The organism is Sporosarcina sp. GTC18466, assembly GCF_055389225.1.
Map to the genome: position 1 here is coordinate 3,162,307 of NZ_AP044037.1, position 17,327 is coordinate 3,179,633.

The 17,327-nt window shown below is 51.7% G+C and carries 19 protein-coding genes; 6 read left to right on the forward strand and 13 right to left on the reverse strand.

The window, feature by feature from the left end; translation table 11 throughout:
* Positions 1-291 precede the first annotated feature (291 nt).
* Positions 292-1,668 (forward strand): Na+/H+ antiporter NhaC, encoded by a 1,377-nt coding sequence (gene nhaC, locus ACZ5FK_RS15940; RefSeq protein ID WP_464805818.1) that lies wholly within the window; start codon positions 292-294, stop codon positions 1,666-1,668.
* 38 nt (positions 1,669-1,706) lie between these two features.
* On the opposite strand, the gene ACZ5FK_RS15945 is transcribed toward nhaC, so the two are convergent.
* Positions 1,707-2,237, reverse strand: coding sequence for an isoprenylcysteine carboxyl methyltransferase family protein (locus tag ACZ5FK_RS15945; protein WP_464805819.1), 531 nt, complete (start codon positions 2,235-2,237; stop codon positions 1,707-1,709).
* Between the two features lie 11 nt (positions 2,238-2,248).
* Positions 2,249-3,328 (reverse strand): type III polyketide synthase, encoded by a 1,080-nt coding sequence (locus ACZ5FK_RS15950; protein ID WP_464805820.1) that lies wholly within the window; start codon positions 3,326-3,328, stop codon positions 2,249-2,251.
* A 139-nt stretch (positions 3,329-3,467) separates the two neighbouring features.
* Between ACZ5FK_RS15950 and ACZ5FK_RS15955 the strand changes: the two genes are divergently transcribed.
* Positions 3,468-3,767 carry a cupin domain-containing protein gene (locus ACZ5FK_RS15955; protein ID WP_464805821.1) on the forward strand — a complete coding sequence of 100 codons (300 nt, stop codon included), beginning with the start codon at positions 3,468-3,470 and terminating at the stop codon, positions 3,765-3,767.
* Positions 3,768-3,856: 89 nt separating this feature from the next.
* Here ACZ5FK_RS15955 and ACZ5FK_RS15960 read toward each other — a convergent pair whose 3' ends face one another.
* Positions 3,857-4,303 (reverse strand): YaiI/YqxD family protein, encoded by a 447-nt coding sequence (locus ACZ5FK_RS15960; RefSeq protein WP_464805822.1) that lies wholly within the window; start codon positions 4,301-4,303, stop codon positions 3,857-3,859.
* 109 nt (positions 4,304-4,412) lie between these two features.
* Here ACZ5FK_RS15960 and ACZ5FK_RS15965 point away from each other — a divergent pair, with 109 nt between their 5' ends.
* Entirely contained in the window at positions 4,413-4,643 is a 231-nt protein-coding gene (locus ACZ5FK_RS15965; RefSeq protein ID WP_464805823.1) for a hypothetical protein, read from the forward strand.
* Positions 4,644-4,673: 30 nt separating this feature from the next.
* Here ACZ5FK_RS15965 and ACZ5FK_RS15970 read toward each other — a convergent pair whose 3' ends face one another.
* Positions 4,674-5,717, reverse strand: coding sequence for a DUF4097 family beta strand repeat-containing protein (locus ACZ5FK_RS15970; protein ID WP_464805824.1), 1,044 nt, complete (start codon positions 5,715-5,717; stop codon positions 4,674-4,676).
* Positions 5,710-6,033 carry a PadR family transcriptional regulator gene (locus ACZ5FK_RS15975; RefSeq protein ID WP_464805825.1) on the reverse strand — a complete coding sequence of 108 codons (324 nt, stop codon included), beginning with the start codon at positions 6,031-6,033 and terminating at the stop codon, positions 5,710-5,712. Before ACZ5FK_RS15975 ends, ACZ5FK_RS15970 begins: the two co-directional genes overlap by 8 nt.
* A gap of 144 nt (positions 6,034-6,177) precedes the next feature.
* Between ACZ5FK_RS15975 and ACZ5FK_RS15980 the strand changes: the two genes are divergently transcribed.
* Together ACZ5FK_RS15980 and ACZ5FK_RS15985 are read left to right on the forward strand one after the other, a co-directional pair.
* Positions 6,178-6,333, forward strand: coding sequence for a hypothetical protein (locus ACZ5FK_RS15980; protein WP_464805826.1), 156 nt, complete (start codon positions 6,178-6,180; stop codon positions 6,331-6,333).
* A gap of 69 nt (positions 6,334-6,402) precedes the next feature.
* On the forward strand, positions 6,403-7,776 hold the full coding sequence (locus ACZ5FK_RS15985) for a leucyl aminopeptidase family protein (RefSeq protein ID WP_464805827.1): 1,374 nt from the start codon (positions 6,403-6,405) through the stop codon (positions 7,774-7,776).
* A 169-nt stretch (positions 7,777-7,945) separates the two neighbouring features.
* Here the strand turns inward: ACZ5FK_RS15985 and ACZ5FK_RS15990 are convergent, their stop codons facing one another.
* The 4 genes from ACZ5FK_RS15990 to ACZ5FK_RS16005 form a co-directional block, all read right to left on the reverse strand.
* On the reverse strand, positions 7,946-8,899 hold the full coding sequence (locus ACZ5FK_RS15990; protein ID WP_464805828.1) for a hypothetical protein: 954 nt from the start codon (positions 8,897-8,899) through the stop codon (positions 7,946-7,948).
* Between the two features lie 73 nt (positions 8,900-8,972).
* Positions 8,973-9,920, reverse strand: a complete 948-nt coding sequence (locus tag ACZ5FK_RS15995; RefSeq protein ID WP_464805829.1) for a TRM11 family SAM-dependent methyltransferase — start codon at positions 9,918-9,920, stop codon at positions 8,973-8,975.
* The gene (locus tag ACZ5FK_RS16000) at positions 9,917-10,474 is read right to left on the reverse strand and encodes a hypothetical protein (RefSeq protein ID WP_464805830.1); all 558 of its coding nucleotides are present in this window, start codon (positions 10,472-10,474) and stop codon (positions 9,917-9,919) included. Before ACZ5FK_RS16000 ends, ACZ5FK_RS15995 begins: the two co-directional genes overlap by 4 nt.
* Before the next feature lie 52 nt (positions 10,475-10,526).
* On the reverse strand, positions 10,527-11,441 hold the full coding sequence (locus tag ACZ5FK_RS16005) for a cation diffusion facilitator family transporter (protein WP_464805831.1): 915 nt from the start codon (positions 11,439-11,441) through the stop codon (positions 10,527-10,529).
* Positions 11,442-11,715: 274 nt separating this feature from the next.
* Here ACZ5FK_RS16005 and argH point away from each other — a divergent pair, with 274 nt between their 5' ends.
* A complete protein-coding gene (gene argH, locus ACZ5FK_RS16010; protein WP_464805832.1) occupies positions 11,716-13,035 on the forward strand; it encodes an argininosuccinate lyase in 1,320 nt (439 codons plus the stop codon).
* 44 nt (positions 13,036-13,079) lie between these two features.
* Here argH and ACZ5FK_RS16015 read toward each other — a convergent pair whose 3' ends face one another.
* The 4 genes from ACZ5FK_RS16015 to fabI form a co-directional block, all read right to left on the reverse strand.
* The gene (locus ACZ5FK_RS16015; protein WP_464805833.1) at positions 13,080-14,636 is read right to left on the reverse strand and encodes a YndJ family protein; all 1,557 of its coding nucleotides are present in this window, start codon (positions 14,634-14,636) and stop codon (positions 13,080-13,082) included.
* Complete coding sequence (locus ACZ5FK_RS16020; RefSeq protein ID WP_464805834.1) at positions 14,629-15,237, reverse strand: DUF4166 domain-containing protein; 609 nt, start codon at positions 15,235-15,237, stop codon at positions 14,629-14,631. Before ACZ5FK_RS16020 ends, ACZ5FK_RS16015 begins: the two co-directional genes overlap by 8 nt.
* A 3-nt stretch (positions 15,238-15,240) precedes the next feature.
* On the reverse strand, positions 15,241-16,143 hold the full coding sequence (locus tag ACZ5FK_RS16025) for a DoxX-like family protein (protein WP_464805835.1): 903 nt from the start codon (positions 16,141-16,143) through the stop codon (positions 15,241-15,243).
* Positions 16,144-16,306: 163 nt separating this feature from the next.
* Entirely contained in the window at positions 16,307-17,086 is a 780-nt protein-coding gene (gene fabI / locus ACZ5FK_RS16030; protein WP_464805836.1) for an enoyl-ACP reductase FabI, read from the reverse strand.
* Positions 17,087-17,327 lie beyond the last annotated feature (241 nt).

Genomic DNA, 17,327 nt, shown 5'->3' on the forward strand with positions numbered 1-17,327 from the left:
TGACATCCCATTAAAACATGATAAGATTCTTAACAAAACATACATAAGGCTAGGAAGACGGCACGCATAGTTTTGCCCTGGGCAGCACACAGAGACTGGATGGCAGGTGGAAATCCAGGCAGGGGCAGGATGAACTACACCGTCTGGCTGTTCCTGGCACGTGAAAGCGGATGGTGTTCATAGCACCGTCAACTAGGGTGGTACCGCGGAGAACTCCTTCGTCCCTTGTCCAAGGGATGCAAGGGGTTTTTTGCATCCCGAAAGTCCATCATGCCTGAGGGGGAACCATTTATGTTTCAGATTAAAGCGATCCACAAACCGAATCTAGCCGAATCCATTCTGCTAGTGGCGGGCATCATTCTGATCATCTGCCTGAGCATCATCAAATTCGATGCCGTTCCGCACGTCCCGATCCTGATCTCCATTCTGCTTCTGTTCGGCTACGGACTAGTCCGGAGGATTCCATACCGGAAACTGGAGAAAGGCCTGGTCGAAGGGGCGGGAGCCGGCATGAGCGCCGTATTCCTATTCTTCTTCATCGGGCTCCTCGTCAGCAGCTGGATGATGGGCGGCACGATTCCGACCCTCATCTATGCAGGGTTCCAGCTTGTGACACCGGCATTTTTCTTCGCGATCGTCTTTGTGGTCACCTCGGTGATCGGCATCTCGATCGGTAGTTCCTTGACGACTGTGGCGACTGTCGGGGTCGCGTTCATCGGCATGGCGCAAGTGATGGACCTGTCGCTCGCCATCACGGCGGGCGCCATCGTTTCGGGGGCGTTTTTCGGCGATAAGATGTCGCCGCTCAGCGATACGACCAACCTTGCTTCTTCCATCGTCGGTGTCGACTTGTTCGAGCACATCCGGAACATGGCGTGGACGACCGTGCCGGCATTCGTCCTGTCATTCATCGGGTTTGCAATCCTGTCGCCCGAAGCGGAACCGGCAGGCTTTGACAAGATCCAGCTGTTTAAGGCCGGACTGCTGGAGACGGGGATGATCCATTGGTATACGCTCATCCCGCTCGCCGTATTGTTCGTCCTGACTATGATGAAAGTGCCTGCGATGATGACACTCGCCATCAGTTCGATTGCCGCCATCCTGCTGTCCTATTTGCATCACACGTATTCGGTGAATGACGTGTTCACTATCCTGTTTGCCGGGTTTACATCCGAGACGGGAATTGCAGACGTCGATGCGCTGTTATCCCGCGGCGGGATGGACAGCATGATGTTCACCATCAGCCTTGTCCTGCTCGCTCTTTCCATGGGTGGAATGCTGTTCACGCTCGGCATCGTCCAGCGGCTGCTCGAGTTCGTCAGCGGTCTTTTGCAGAAGGCGCATTCAGTCATCGCAGCGACCGCACTTACCGCCATCGGCATCAATGTGCTGATCGGGGAGCAATACTTATCCATCCTTCTGACGGGCCAAGCCTTCAGGCCGCAGTACGAAAAAGTGGGGCTTGCCAGCAAAAACTTGAGCCGCGTCATGGAAGATGCCGGAACGGTCGTCAATCCGCTTGTGCCGTGGAGCGTCTGCGGCATCTTCATCGCCGGTGCACTCGGCGTCCCGGTGCTCGATTATCTGCCGTTCGCCTTCTTTTGCCTGCTGTCGCCGGTGTTAACGGTGCTCTTTGGATTCCTGGGGAAAACATTAACCCGCATATGAAAAAAGACGAATGGACAGCGATTGTCCTTTCGTCTTTTTCATTTCAGACCGAATTCTTCCCGGTAATCGGTCACTTCCTTAAGAGCCCGCTCCTCTTCCGGTATCCGGACAGACATCATCCAGATGTTAAGAAGGGAAAATAAGGCGGCCGTGAACCAGGCATTAAAGATGAGCGGAAGCACGAGCAGCTCGGTCGCCACGATGACGTAATTCGGATGGCGGATCCAGCGGTAAGGCCCTCTGCGGACAACTTTCGCTCCAGGCAGGACAATGATCTTCGTGTTCCAATACTTCCCGAGGGACGACAGACACCAGATGCGCATCATTTGCATGAGCAGGAAGATGCCAAGCCATAAAGGCCAGATCGGTGAAAGGGGCAAGTCGAAAAAGAGCACTTCTGCAAGCAGCGAGACAAAAAATGCGATATGCATCGATACCATGTACCGGTAATGGGAAGCGCCCGCTTCGATTGCTCCTTGGCTTTTCATCCATTTTTCATTGCGCCGCGCGACGAGCAGTTCGACGAGCCTCTGGATAATAACAATTCCGATGACGACAAAAAATAGCAATGCCGGTCACCTCAATCCCACTGGAGCAGGAGAAGCTCACCGCTGAATCCGGGGCCAAGCGCCGCCATCAGCCCATAGTCGCCTGCGGCTGGGCCCTTCTCCATATATTCTTTCAGGACATACAGGACAGTAGGTGATGACATATTGCCATTCATCCGCAGGACATCCCGTGAAATCTCGGTTTTCGAAGAGTCGAAATGAAGAGCTTCCTCATAGGCGCGGAGCACTTTCTTGCCGCCCGGATGAGCGACGAAATGCTCGATGTCCTGGATGGAGAGATCCTGTGTCTCCAGGAACTGATGGACAAACGGGCCGAGCCATTCCGTGATGATGGACGGAATACTCTTTGAAAAGACGACATAGAGTCCGTTGTTGCGGATATCCCATCCCATGACATCTTCCGAATCCGGCATCAGCTTGGATGTGGTCGCCAGGATGGACGGCTTCGGGATGGATGAACGGATGGAGGAGCGGTCCCCTGATACGAGCGCACAAGCGACGCCATCTGAAAACAGGGAGACGCCGACAAGATTGCTCTTTGAATAATCGTCTTTCTGGAATGTCAGGCTGCAAAGCTCAAGGGACAGGACGAGCACATTCGCTTCAGGATGTGCGAGGCAATAATCATATGCCCGGCTCAGTCCGGAAGCGCCTCCAGCGCAGCCAAGCCCCCAAACGGGAATCCGCTTCACATCATCCCTGAATGGCAGCCGGTTCATGATCCGGGCCTCGATGCTTGGCGTCGAGATGCCGGTGCTCGATATGAAAATGATGGCGTCGATCTGCTCCGCATCAACCGGAGAATCAAGCATGCCTTCCGCCGCCAGGCAGCGCTCTACCGCTTGGATGCCAAATTCGATCGCATGCTCAATATATAACTGGTTCCGTTCCTCGAAATCATGATGTTTCCCATACCAATCGAGCGGCATGCACACATTGCGCTGCTCGATATCCCCGTTTTCAAATACACGCAGGAGCCGCTCGATATCCCGGAACTTCTCGCTGAATAAAGAGCGGGTCAGTGCTGCGGCCTCCTCTTGCTTCACTTCATGAGGCGGCAGGAACGTGCTGACAGATTGAATTTTCGGCATGTGTTACCTCCAACGGATTTATTTAGTACTCATTCTTTATGTCTTCCCTTCAAAGCTCGCTTGCTAAACATGGAAGCCGGAGATATGAATGGCAGCGGAATATCATGTACAATAGCTGTAACAACGGGAGGGATGTATAGTGGAGATACATGATACACCATGGAGACTGGATGAGACGAACCGGCAAATCGGAAATGTGATGAAACTTGCGAATGTGAACTTGTTGAATATCCAGCTGTCCCAAGGCGAAGAAGTTGCTGAACATGATTCTGCAAGGGAAGTGATCATCGTGGTGAGAAGCGGAGAGGTGCTGTTTACGGTGGAAGGGACCGAAACTATCGTGACCTCGTCGAATATCCTTCATATGCAACCGAAGGAAAGACATAGCCTCCGGGCATTGACGGATGCCGATGTGCTCGTATTCCAAATCACTCCATGAGACTCGATTAATTATATGGTCAATCTGGACAAACTATGAAAACGGCAAAACAGGCGCTTCAGCAGGAAGCGCCTGTTTTTGCTGATCGCTCACGTTTCAGTCAGTCTCCTGCATAGGTCACGGAGGGCTGATATGAATCTTTCATCATTCTCTTTAGACCTTTTCTTCGGCCCTTTCAGGCGGCCGCCCGCCATCCGGATTTTTTTAGCGGTATGCCGTGCGAGCAAAAGCTGGTCAATATTGTCATCTGTATAGAGCCTGCCGTTCTGGTCGAGCGGATGCCCTTTCCGGGCGAGTGCCATTGCGGCCAGCCCGTAATCCTGCGTGATGACGACATCGCCTGCCTGCATTCGGTTCACAAGCACAAAATCGACTGCATCGGCTCCTTTTGAAACGATGACTGTTTCTGCGCCATCCCGCTGCATTTCGTGCGCCGTATCACAGATGAGGACACACCCCATTTTAAACTGCTTGGCGATTTTCACTGTCTCATTAACGACCGGACAGCCATCTGCATCAATATATATCGTCGGCACCATGTCACCACCTGTATAGTTTCGTTGTATGGATAACTATATCATATTCATTGGTTTGACCCTCATTCAAGAAGGGTAAAGCTAGGTAAAAGAATGGAGGCATGCCGAAATGGATGAAAACAAATCGAAGATGTCCGTTGAGGAATCCGAGCGGTACGGCAGGGAGATCAATGCTGTAAATGCCGCAAATGAAAATATGGAGCTTTACGCGGAAGAGCCAATCATCCCGGAAGACCAATTACCGCCGCCACTGTCCGAAGAGGAGATCAAGAAGCGGGTCGGCGAAACAAATTATGAGAACTTGAAAGACGCAAAAGTGATGAATTCTGTTAATAGCTGAAGGGGCGTGCCGAATCCGGCAGCCCCTTTTTCAGCGGATGATGATCCGTCCGTTATCTGTCTTCACTTTCACAGTATGTTCTCCCGGCCCGAATGTCGTACGGCTGTTCCGCTCTCCATATACATTGATCCTGCCGTGACCCGTCTTCGCTAGGATTTGGGCATTCTTCGGCATTTCTTTCGTCGTAATTTCTATTGTCCCGTTATCCGTTTCAAAATCGATTTCCCTGTCAAGGTTCTCTGTAGACAGGAGGATGCGTCCATTGTCAGTGACCGCCTTCATGAGAGATGCCATCGTCTCCTCGAATTGCAGGCGGCCATTATCAGATTCCGCATAAATGGTATCCGCCTCCACGTAGCGCAAAGTGATCCTGCCATTGTCTGTTTCTGCCTTCAAGCGGCCCGTCTGAACTTTCTCCAGTTCGATCCGTCCGTTATCCGATTTCGCCGCCATGCTGTCAGAGGCAATTTCGGACAGCTCAATCCGCCCGTTATCCGTTTTGCTACTAAATGATTTCGCCAGCATTTTCTGTCCCTGGATGCGTCCATTGTCAGTACGGAGTTCGATTGCCTGGTATACTTTTTTAGGAATGAACACGCGCAGCGCCACCGCCTTTATATTGAAAGTAAAGAGAGAAGACCACTGAAATTTGTGCTTCAGCCGGATTGTCAGCGTATCTCCGATTGTTTCCGCTGTCAGCTCCAATTTTTCCGCCGGACCGGACAGCTCGACCCTTGTAACATTGTCAGAAGAGGGAAGCAAAATGAGTGACCCGTTCTTTGCGTCAATGTCCACTTTTGTATAACTGTTGTCTTCTATCGTGAATCGCTGCAACTGATCGGAAGAGGAACCGGATGATTTCGCCTGCTTTTCTTCCGCTGGATACGCATCCAGAAGCTCTGCTGCGATTTTGGCAGGTTCTCCGAGAGAAGCCGCTATTTCCTCGTCCGATTTTCCGTCTTCACGTCCATTTTGGAAAAACTCACGGATATCGAGCAGGATATCCTGCTTTTCATCTAGAGGCAGCCTTTCAAGCGCTTGCTCCAATTCTGCGATAAAACGATTTTCATTCATCCTCTGCACCTTCCTCTATCAATGTATTGACTCCGTTTGAGAATGCGCGCCACTCGGCCAGCTGCTCAGCCAAATATGCTCTGCCAAGGTCTGTAAGCCGGTAATATTTTCGGGGCGGCCCTTCATTCGACTCCTGCAAATAAGTTGTAAAATATCCCTCTTTCGTCAATCGTCTCAGAAGGGGATACACAGATCCCTCTGAAATCGAGATCTGGTCTGAAATCTTCTGTACAAGTTCATATCCGTACCGGTCTTGTTTGTCGAGCAGAACGAGGACGCATAAGTTCAGCACGCCTTTCTTGAATTGGATATTCATAGTCAGGCTCCTTTCGCTATTATTCATTGAACAGTACTGCGTTATGAATACTATATCACACGGTATTATCCTATGCAAGGTACTGAAATGTTGAAACCAAATGGCTGTTTAGGACGTAAATGTAGATAGAACGGAGGAGATGGCATGGAAGGACAATATTTCGTAGGGTGGGGAACCCTCGCACTCATCAATGCGGGACTTGCGCAAGGCAAGAACCGGAGCGGCTTGAACTGGTTTCTGCTTTCTTTGCTGCTCGGCCCATTCGCGACTTTCTTTTTAGTGCTTGCAGAAAAGAAATAATACTTCCAATTCGGCAGCAGTATGATAAACTATTTCTAGATTCGAAATAATAGAGTTGGGGGAATTGGAATGTCAGTGAAAATCATTTTTGAGAACGATGGATTAATTCAAAACAGCGAAGCGAGAAAACAATTTGTGTCCAGTCAGAAAGGCGGACATTGCTCTCTTCTGATCGACGACGAGCAATACATCGTCTTGAAAAAAGGTAAAGAAGGAAAGGCGACGCTTGAGGATGTACGGGCGGCTGCCGGAAATATTGCGAGAGACCTCGGCTCCCAAAAGATTGAAAGCGCGGAACTGGACAGTGCTTTACTTGGTGAAGCATTTGCTTCCGTCGACACGAGCAAGGCAGCAGAAGCATTTGCGGAAGGCTGGGACCTTGGAGGATACCAATTCAGCAAGTACAAATCCGAAAACGAACAGGGCACGACAGAATTGAACATCAAAGGTGAAGATGCTGCCGTACAGAGCGGTAAAATCCGTGCAGCGGCGATGGCATTCTCCCGTGACCTGATGAATGAACTGTCCAGCGAACTGAACCCGGAGACATATCCTGAAGTATTGAAGGAGAAGTTTGCAGGAACAGCTGCTGACGTGAAAGTCTACTATAAAGAACAGTTGGAAGAGATGAAGATGAATGGCGTCCTCACGGTTTGCCGCGGCAGCAAATACAGCCCGTCCTTTGTGGAAATCTCGTACCAGGGCGACACTTCCAAGCCGCTTGTTGCGCTTGTCGGTAAGGGCGTCACATTTGACACCGGCGGCATCAGCCTGAAAAGCGGCCGCGATCTGAGCGATATGCGGATGGATATGGGCGGCTCCGCTGCAGTCGCAGGCGCAATGCAGCTTCTTGTCGAATCCAAAGCGGCGGTCAATGTAGTCGCACTCATTCCGATCGTTGAAAACGCACCGGACAATACGGCTGTCTATCCGGGTGAAGTCATCGAATACAAAAACGGCAAAACAGTACAAGTCGGCAATACGGATGCGGAAGGCCGCCTGATTTTAGCGGATGGTCTGATCCGCGCAGGTGAACTTGATGCCGAGTACATCGTCGATATCGCGACGCTAACTGGAGCCATCGTCAACGCGCTCGGCACAGGGATCGGCGGAGTATTCGGAGACGAAGAACTATCCCGCGTCATGAAAGAAATTGGTGAACAGAACGGCGACTTCGTCTGGCCGATGCCGCTTATCGATGCGTATGACAAATCACTCGCAAGCGATTATGCAGACATGAACAACATCAGCACACTCGGCTTCGCCGGCTCGATTACGGCTGGCCTGTTCCTCCGCCGCTTCGTGCCGGAGAACAGCAAATGGCTCCATGTCGACATGGCGGGCATGATGGACAAATCCGCTGCAGCCGGCTACTACGCAAAATCTGCGACTGGCTACGGCGCTCGCCTCCTCGCGGACTATACGGTCAAGATTTCCGAATAACATGCAAGGCCGCCGCTTTCAGCGCGCGGCCTTTTTCATGCTTGTGAAACGTGCAGCCGGATGGAGCAATGCGTGCCGAGAAGTAAGCAAGTAGTGGAAGCGAGCAATTACACGATGGAAAAAAGCAAGAGAGCGGGCGGATGGAGAGCAATGTGTGCCAATGAAGCAATCATGGGGCTGTATGAAGCAACATGGCAATGAAAGTAAGCAAGAAGCAGCTGAAGGTAGCAACAAGGCGACAATAGTAAGCAAGGAGCAGCTGGAGTAAGCAATCATGCAGCAAAACGAAGCAATGGCCACCGGAAGAAGCAATCGTGCAGATGCCTGAAGCAGCGCCGCCCGAAGAAGCAATCATGCAGCCGTATGAAGCAACATGGCGGTGGAAGTGAGCAAGGAAGCGACGAAAGTAAGCAACCGGGCAGTAGAAAGAAGCAATGAGCAGCTGAAGTAAGCAACCAGGCAGACAAACGAAGCTATGTTCACCGGAAGAAGCAATCGTGCAGATGCCTGAAGCAGCGCCGCCCGAAGAAGCAATCATGCAGCCATATGAAGCAACAAGGCGGCGAAAGTAAGCAAGGGGCAGCCGAAGTAAGCAACAAGGCGGCGAAAGTAAGCAAGGGGCAGCCGAAGTAAGCAACAAGGCGACGAAAGTAAGCAATAAGCAGCTGGAGTAAGCAACCATGCAGCAAAACGAAGCAATGACGACCAGTGAAGCAATCGTACAGCCGCCCGAAGCAGTGCCGCCCGAAGAAGCAATCATGCAGCCATATGAAGCAACAAGGCGGCGAAAGTGAGCAAGGAAGCGACGAAAGTAAGCAACCGGGCAGTAGAAAGAAGCAATGAGCATCAGGAAACAAGCAATCAGGCGGCGTAATGAAGCAATGCCCGCCGAAGAAGCAGTCGCGGGCCCGCAAGAAGCCGCGCCGTCCGAAGACCAGTCACGCGGCCGCAATAAGCCGCGCCGTCCTAGGAAGGAAGCAATCATGCAGCCGAAGTAAGCAACACCTAGCAAAAAATAAGCTACCGACCTGCCGAAAGAAGCAATGCCCAGCAAAAAGTAAGCAATCACTCGCCAAACAAAGCAACATCTGCTGAAAATCGAGCAATTTCTAGAACGACGCAATCAATCAGCTCTCTGCATTTAGTTCCGAAAGCAGCCAAAAAGCCATTCCCGGTATCCCGGAGAATGGCTTTTCTCATTCACATAGCAATACATGGCGCTCAAATGTCCCTTTCCGTGCGACGGCCCGGTCGACAATACGGAATCCGGCTTGCGCGAGCTGATCGTCGACAGGGGTGATCGATACGACGACGAGGCGGTCGGTGATCCGGCGGGCTGCCGTCAAAATATCCTGTTGTTCATCATCCGTGATATGCGTGAACAAATTGTAGGGCATGTCAATGATGGCGGCATCATATGTATCCGTGATCTCAGCGATCGGTCCGAGGACCACATCGCAGTGGTAGCCGAAATGGGCGAGATTCTTGCGTGACCCCTTGCAGACAAGCGGGTTGCGATCTCGGCCGACGATGTCGATGCCCATCGATCTCGCTTCCACAAGGACCGTTCCGATGCCGCAGCAAGGATCGATGACGCGCACACCTTCCGGATTGGGGGCGGCAATATTCGCGACCGTCCTCGCCAGGCGCGTGCCAAGGGCGGTTGAATACATATGCGGCTTTTTTGTATGGCGTTCCCAGACAGGTTCACTCACTTCAAGCAGGCCGAAATGCCATATGCCGTCAAGCTTCAGCAAGCCGAATTCCTTCACTGGATTGACCAGATCGGCTTCCCCCTCCATGCGCTCCCCGATTTCACGCTCCAGCCTTCGCCGTTTTGGATGCGGGATTTTGGGCGTATTGCCGATCTCCATCGTATTAAGGCATGTCACGCGGAACGCTTCATCCACCTGCACTGATCCGGCAATTTTGAGGGTTTCATCCCATGAGCCGGTTTCAAACAGGAGCGCAAGCCGTTCTTTCATATAGGGACTGCGGCTTGGATCAACCTTGACATCACTTCTGAGCACATTGCCATCCGTATCGGATCCGAAAAAAGCGCGCATCTCCATCCGGCAGATTTCATGTTCGTCTACATGCCTGATATACGTATAGATGAATTCCTGTTCACCAGCCTGTCTCACTCGTCAGCCTCAAGGAATGCGAGCAGCTGGAACACGGTCCGGTGCGTCAATTCCGCAGCTTCCTGGATCGTCATGCTCTCCGAGAAGCCCTCAAGCCCGTCGAGGGGAAGATTAATGTCCCAGACGCCATCTTGGCTGAATGCCGCGCTGTATGGATGTTCACCCGCTGCACGGTCTAGAAATTTTTTAATGGATGCCGTCCATTTTTTCTGGACACCGAGCCCAAACAGGGCGGTGTATGTCTTGAATACATCATCGACCTCCAGAGCAAGCCCATCCATGCGAACGGTTTCGAACGCCGGTGCATCGATATAAATGAATTCCTCCATATGTCCTTTCAGATAGGAGAGGGGAGAGTCTGCCAGTTCCCGGGCATCTGTCTCCGCCGCTTCTTCCGTCTCTTTCAGGCACCGGTCAATTACCGAAATCGTTAGTTCCTTTTCCGCTGGCTGCCTGCCCGATTGCAGAAGCCCGTGCTTCTCTGCGTATTCCTTTTCAACCGGAAATAATGAATCACCCGCAGACAGGCGTTCTTGTAGCATTTCTTTCAGCATATTCGACACTCCTTTATCTCTATCTAGTATAGCCTACCGATCCATCCCGGGTCTATTCTTCGTCCGCATACCATGGATTCAAGTGGACGAGCACTTCATCTACATCATCATGTTCCTTCAATATCAAGTCACGGATATGGCTTGAGATATCGTGGCCTTCCTGGATCGTCAGGCTGCCAGGAACGCCAAGGCGCATATCGACGAGGACATAATGGCCATGCTCCCGCGCACGCAGGCGGTCGATCCGCTTCACTTCCGGAAAGGTGCGGATCAGTGCTTCAAATTCCACGATCCGCTCATGGCTGACGTTTTTCTCCATAAGGATATCGATTGCCTCTTTTCCGATTTCATAGGCAAGCCGCAACACGAGCACGGAGACGACAACTCCAGCAAATGGATCGCCGTATGCGAGGAAGGGGATTTCATAGGCATCCCCGATCAGCGCAAGCCCGATCCCTATAACCGCGGCAAGCGAGGCGTATACATCCGCGAGATGGTCATACGCAGTGGCAATCAGCCCTTTGCTGTTCTCACTTTTGCCGACACGCATCGTATATCCATACAGCACCCACTTCCATACAAGCGAGACGACTGCGGTGATCAGGGCGATGACACTCGCTTTGGCGGGTTCTTCGAAAAAGGTGGAAATCGATTCATATCCGATGTACAGGGCAGCAATCCCAAGGATGAAGGCGACAATCCAGGAGCCGATCACTTCCGCTTTCCCATGCCCATACGGATGGTCCTCATCTGCCGGGCGTTTAGAAATCCTCATGGAAGTGAGGGCCGCAGCAGACGCTGCCACGTCGCCCGCATTATGGAAGCCGTCCGCAAGAAGGACTGGACTCCGGAACAAGAATCCGACAATGATCTTAAGTGCCGTTAACACGATATTGCTCATCAAGCTGATCCAGATGGCGGCGATGGAAGCGCTCGAATGGTTATGCTGTGTCTGATGTGTCGTCATGAGAAATCTCCTTCCGGCTCATTTTTCCCCAAGGAAAGAAAAAAGGAGCTTCTTGACATATGGCTGTCAAAAAGCTCCTGGCATCTATTCATATCATGTACAGACCGAATCGTTGTATACAACGCAATCCCTCATTTATCGTATAGTCAGTCCGGTTAGCATATCACCAGTACTGCTAATTTGCAACTGAAAAATATCGGAAGAACCATTTGCTTCTCTTGTGTTGAATCTATATACTGTATTTATGAATAATTATACATAGGAGCTGATAGTTATGAAGCTTTGGGGCGGACGTTTCACAAGCAGGGCCGATCAGATCATGGAACAATTCAATACATCTTTGCCAGTCGACCGCAGGCTGTACAGGGAGGATATTGCGGGAAGCCTTGCGCATGTCACGATGCTCGTCCACTGCGATCTTCTGTCGCCGGAAGAGGGCGAGTTGCTTGCGGCGGGACTGGATTCCATCTTGCACGATATTGAAACTGGCGCTCTGCAAGTGGATGGAGACTATGAGGATATCCATTCTTTCATCGAAATGGAGCTCACGGAGCGAATCGGCGAGACGGGGAAGAAGCTGCATACCGCACGCAGCCGGAATGATCAGGTCGCCGTCGATATGCGCTTGTATGCGAAAAACAAATCGGTTGAAGTGATGGACGGCTTGCAGGAGCTCATCGATGCACTGCATGAAAAAGGAAAGGCGAATCATGCCATCATGCCGGGCTACACCCATCTGCAAAGAGCGCAGGTCGTGACGTTCGGCCATCATTTAGACGCCTACGGGCAGATGTTCAAGCGTGACAAGCGCCGGATTGCGAACGCGGTTGAACTCCTGGACGAAAACCCGCTCGGCTGCGGGGCGCTCGCCGGGACGACGCATGCGATCGACCGGAATGTAACGACGATGCTGTTACACTTCGCAAAGCCGGTGGATAATTTCCTTGACGGAGTGAGCGACCGGGATTATTTGCTTGAACTGATGTCGGATTTCTCGATCATCATGATGCATCTGAGCCGCCTGAGCGAGGAATTGATTCTCTGGAGCAGCCAGGAATTCAAATTCATCACGATGGCGGATGCCTATTCGACAGGCAGCAGCATCATGCCTCAGAAAAAGAATCCGGATGCGGCAGAATTGATCAGAGGGAAGACAGGACGCGTATACGGTTCGCTTTTTGCGCTCCTCACGACATTGAAAGGTTTGCCGCTCACCTACAATAAAGACATGCAGGAGGATAAGGAGCAGTTTTTTGATGCGGTCGACACGGTGCTCGATTGCATGGAGATCATGGCGAGGATGGTTGAGACGATGACCGTCCATGCGGACAATATGAAAGCCGCCATAAAAGGGGGTTTCCTGAATGCGACCGAAGTAGCGGATTACCTCGTCGCGAAAGGGATGCCATTCCGGGATGCTCATGAAGTCGTCGGCAAAATCATCATTCATTGCGAAGCGGAAAAGAAGGCGATCGAGGATCTGACAATCGGGGAATTGGTTACATTCAGCGAATTGATAGAAGGTGATATATACGAGTATATCGACTACGAAAAAATCCTTTCAAAAGGGAATAAAGGTCTGATGCTCAAGTGAAGAATCAGCGAGGTGCCTGTCCCCCTCCAGGCACCTCGCCGATTCTATTTTTTCACGATCCGATATTTGATGGACAAGAAGGGGATGGCGAAGATCTTCATGCGATGGGACGCTTCAAGGCTCCCGTCATCCGACACCTTGACGACAAATCGCTCAGACAGCGGCAATTTGAACAGATGGCCGCGCTTCCCACTCATATATACGCCCGCGTCAGAATCTTGATCTGTGCGAACACTTGTCAACAGAAGGCCGTCCGGAAGGTCCCTCAGCTCGAGTATCCCGGTCATCGTCATAAAGGGTAGCGGAAGTGCGATATTCATATACGGGGTGCCGGCAGCGTCATGATGATAGGAGTAGAGGGCGATGAACGCATAACGGTCATCGACTTTCCGCAGCCAGGCCCTGACGAGTTCCCGGTGATCCAGGTTATCAGGGAGCATGACAACATCCCCCGTCATTTCCACCTGTCTGCCGTGAGTCGGCAAATTGATCTGCTCGGTCCTCCTGCTGATCAATGAATAGATATGGGCGAATGGCTTGAACCAGGCATGCCAGCGCACGGTCGCGAACAGTCTGTACCCGGTCGTGTTCTCATAGAAATCCGAGATGGCAGGATGCAACTTCTCTAAACGGTATATAGCCATATCATCCACGAGCCCGCGGCCGCTGCCAGGCTTCCCGAGCCGGTCGGCAGTCTGTTTTCCGCGAATCCGGCTCACTGGAAATGCCTGGGGACGGTAAACGGGAGGGGGTGTACTGACGGCCCAGCCGATCACACCGCATAATGCAAAAACGACGCAATTCAAGAAGCCGTGAAGCATCAGCATGTCGTCGATCGTCATTCGCAGCAGCCCGAAACTATTGCCCAGTACGTACAAAAGGGAAAACAGGATCGTGATGGCAAGCGATCCGAAAGAAAGGCGGATCAGCCATTTCTGGATTCCTTGCAGAGGGATCTTCCAAGCCATGAGGTTGATTCCTGCCAGGCCTGCTATATAGAGCAGCACCGAGAATAATTCGATGTACCGGGAAAACGTAATGCCGATAGCTGTGACAAGCGGTGCAATCAGCAGTATGGCCGCAACCGCTGCGAAACGCGCGGGTTTCCTGGTCCGGGCGGCAAATCCGATGAAAATCGGCAGCAAAAATGCTGAGTAATGGAAATGGATGGCGGTCAGCCATGTGAGTAATGGTGTAAACCCGGTGTCCATGCCTATTAGATAGGCGAAATACCAGGCGCCGCCCATTGCCAAGTACATCATGCCTGCGTCGATCGCGAACTCCTCAATATTTGTAAAGCCGCGCTGCAGGAAACGGCGTAGGCCGAGCCAAGCAATCACAAGTGTGAACAGGAAATAGACCGTTGCAGGAATCCACAAGGCCCAGGAATCCAGAAAAGGCACAGCCGCAACTGATAGATAAGCTGGGCCGGCTAGAAACGGATACCATTTCATGAACCAGTCAGATGGCAGCAGCATTTTCAGCATCGTCGGCACGTATACGATCTGGGCCGCTGTCAGCAGCAAGCTTGGCCACGGGTCAGGGGTGATCAGTGCGATGGTGATGAACAATACGGCGTGGACTATGAAAAAGTTACGCATCTCTTACGAACTCCCCTTCATATGAAAAGACGTGGCCGATCAGCGGATTGCGGACGCGGACCCGGATCAGGTATACATCCCTCTCATCGTCATATTCCTCGACGACCGTTGCAAGCCCTTGCAGGAAATACGGAAGGGGAATTTCCCGTCCCCCGAGGATGAACCGCTGATCTTTCGAGTCGATCCGCAGCCCGCCGCTTGCCGTGACAGAGAAGAGCAGATCCGAATAGACCAAGGGCGGTTCCCCGAGGTAGTCCTTGATGACAGCGCGATCGGGATCCTTGCTCATCAGCGCATTGAAATAACGCTTTTCAGAAGGAAAGTGGAAAATCCTCTCCCAGTGCACCTGCTGCTCGCCACGCGCGCTGATCAAGTATTTATTCCGGATGGAAAAAGGGACATTGCGCCCGTGTTCCGGAAAAACAAGTTTCCAGCGGACACCAAGGCGAAACAGTGGATACAGCCAAGCTGGCCCGCCTTTGATCACCCGCATCATACCTTTTCCGTGAAAGGGAGAGCCCGGAACGATTGCGTACCTCTCCTGCAAGGCAGGATGCAGCCTATGATACTCTTCGCCAAGGATTTCCTTATAAATGGACATAATTCATCGCCTCCTCTTGCAGGACGCCGCTGTCGGAACATCGCGGCCATGAAAATAACCGATGATCGAAATGGCAAGCAGCGTACTATTCAAAACGATTGGATTAAAAGGATGAGCGGCGATGCCCGGCTCGGTCAGCAGTGCGCCCGAAGTCAAGATGGGAAACACGATCATCTGCAGGGCAAACAAATGCTTTTTCCTCTTATACAGGAGCCACAGCAGACCGAATAAAGCTTCAAGGACGCCGACAGAGAGAACCGCGGACGCCGCCTGGTGTTCTGTCAAATGCAACGCAATCCCGATCATCGATTGCTCTTTAGGATGGAGGGCGACGAGTTTCGGGACAATGCCTTGGTAAAGCCAGACGAAGGCGAAAAGCAATGCGAGTCCGTAGTACGTGAAAAACCGCAAATATTGAGACGCCGGGGTTTCCCCCCGTTCCAGCCAGCGCTTCAATACGTCAAAACTCAAGGCGGTCGCCCATCCCATAATGGGACGGAATATAAGTGCATCCAACGAGCGGCCGAACTTTCCAAAATTCGGCTCATAGTCGTATTGCGTCAAAAATGTCGTGCCGGATTCCTCGGGGATGTATTTCCAATAGCCTTTGCCTTCCTTGATCGGCGAAAACCATTGGTCTGTCCCGAAATGAAGTGCGGATGAACGGGTGCCATCCTTATTATTTGACGAGCCTGTGCTTTTCCCCCAACCTTCCACGGTCAGGAAAGGGAGCACGCTCCGCTGGTAAGTGAACAACTGTGGCTTGCCGTTCTCTTTTGGCAAGTAGGTGATGGAGGAGAACCTGAGATCCCACTGGGAGTGCAGGGCAGGATCCTGCGAAGCGTTCCAGATAGCAGGAAGATCGGTCTCCATATGGATCTCCACGTAGATCGGCTTTTTCTTCATGGTTTGCACCTCCAAGCGTACAACTTCAATTATCGCATGGTTGAATGGCTAAAGGTAGGGATAGGGCTGGATTTCTGCTGACATATTTAAGACGATCCCGGTCAACAGGCAGCTGGCTGATTACAAGATAAAGAAACGCCAAGGCGGCAGCCTTGGCGCTTCTTTATCCCATAATATTATAGCCCGCATCGACATAGACGATTTCGCCGGTGACGCCGCTTGAGAGGTCGCTGAGCATGGCGATGGACATTTTCGCGACTTCTTCATTTGTGATGTTGCGTTTCAGGGGAGCCCGTTCCTCGATCTGGCCGAGAATGGTGTTGAAGGATGGCACGCCTTTTGCGGAAAGAGTGCGTACTGCGCCAGCTGAGATGGCGTTGATGCGGATTCCGTCTTTTCCAAGATCAAGCGCCAGATAACGGACGGATGCTTCCAGTGCCGCTTTCGCGACGCCCATCACATTATAGCCTTCAAGGACCCGTTCTGCGCCTAGATAGCTCATCGTGATGATAGAACCGCCTTCGGTCATGTAGCGGCGTGCTTCGCGTGCCGTCGCGACAAGGGAGTAGGAGCTGGAATCTTGGGCGAATGCATATCCGTCACGGGAGGTGTTGATGTAGTCATCATGCAGGTCCTCCGAATTTGCGAACGCAATCGAGTGGACGACGCCGTGGATTGTGCCGAACGTCTCACCGATTTGCGTGAAAGCATGCTCGACGCTTTCATCTTCATTGACATCACACTGGACGATCATTTTAGGTTCGAGACCATTTTTCTCAAGTGCTTTTTCAAGCTTTGCGAGGGAGCGTTCTTTCCGGTATGTGAAAATGACATTCGCTCCTACTTCAAACAATGACTTTGCAATCCCCCATGCGATGCTCCGCTCGTTCGCTACACCCATGACAACGATATTCTTTCCCTTCAATTTCAGTAAATCTTCCATAATGACCTCCTGGACTGGTATAAGTCTATTACCTTCTATTAGTACCTAGTAATAAATCGAGTATATCACAATATATACATTTGCAAAACTAAGGACTGAAAGTTATTAGTGACCGAATGCATCTTAATCGAGAGAGGCAATGGCACATCGGAAACTATTCTGGCTGCTGTCTGCGGATAGGCAGAAAAGAGGGGATTGCCCTATTCTGAATCCCCTCACTATGATATTCTTGAAAGAGCAA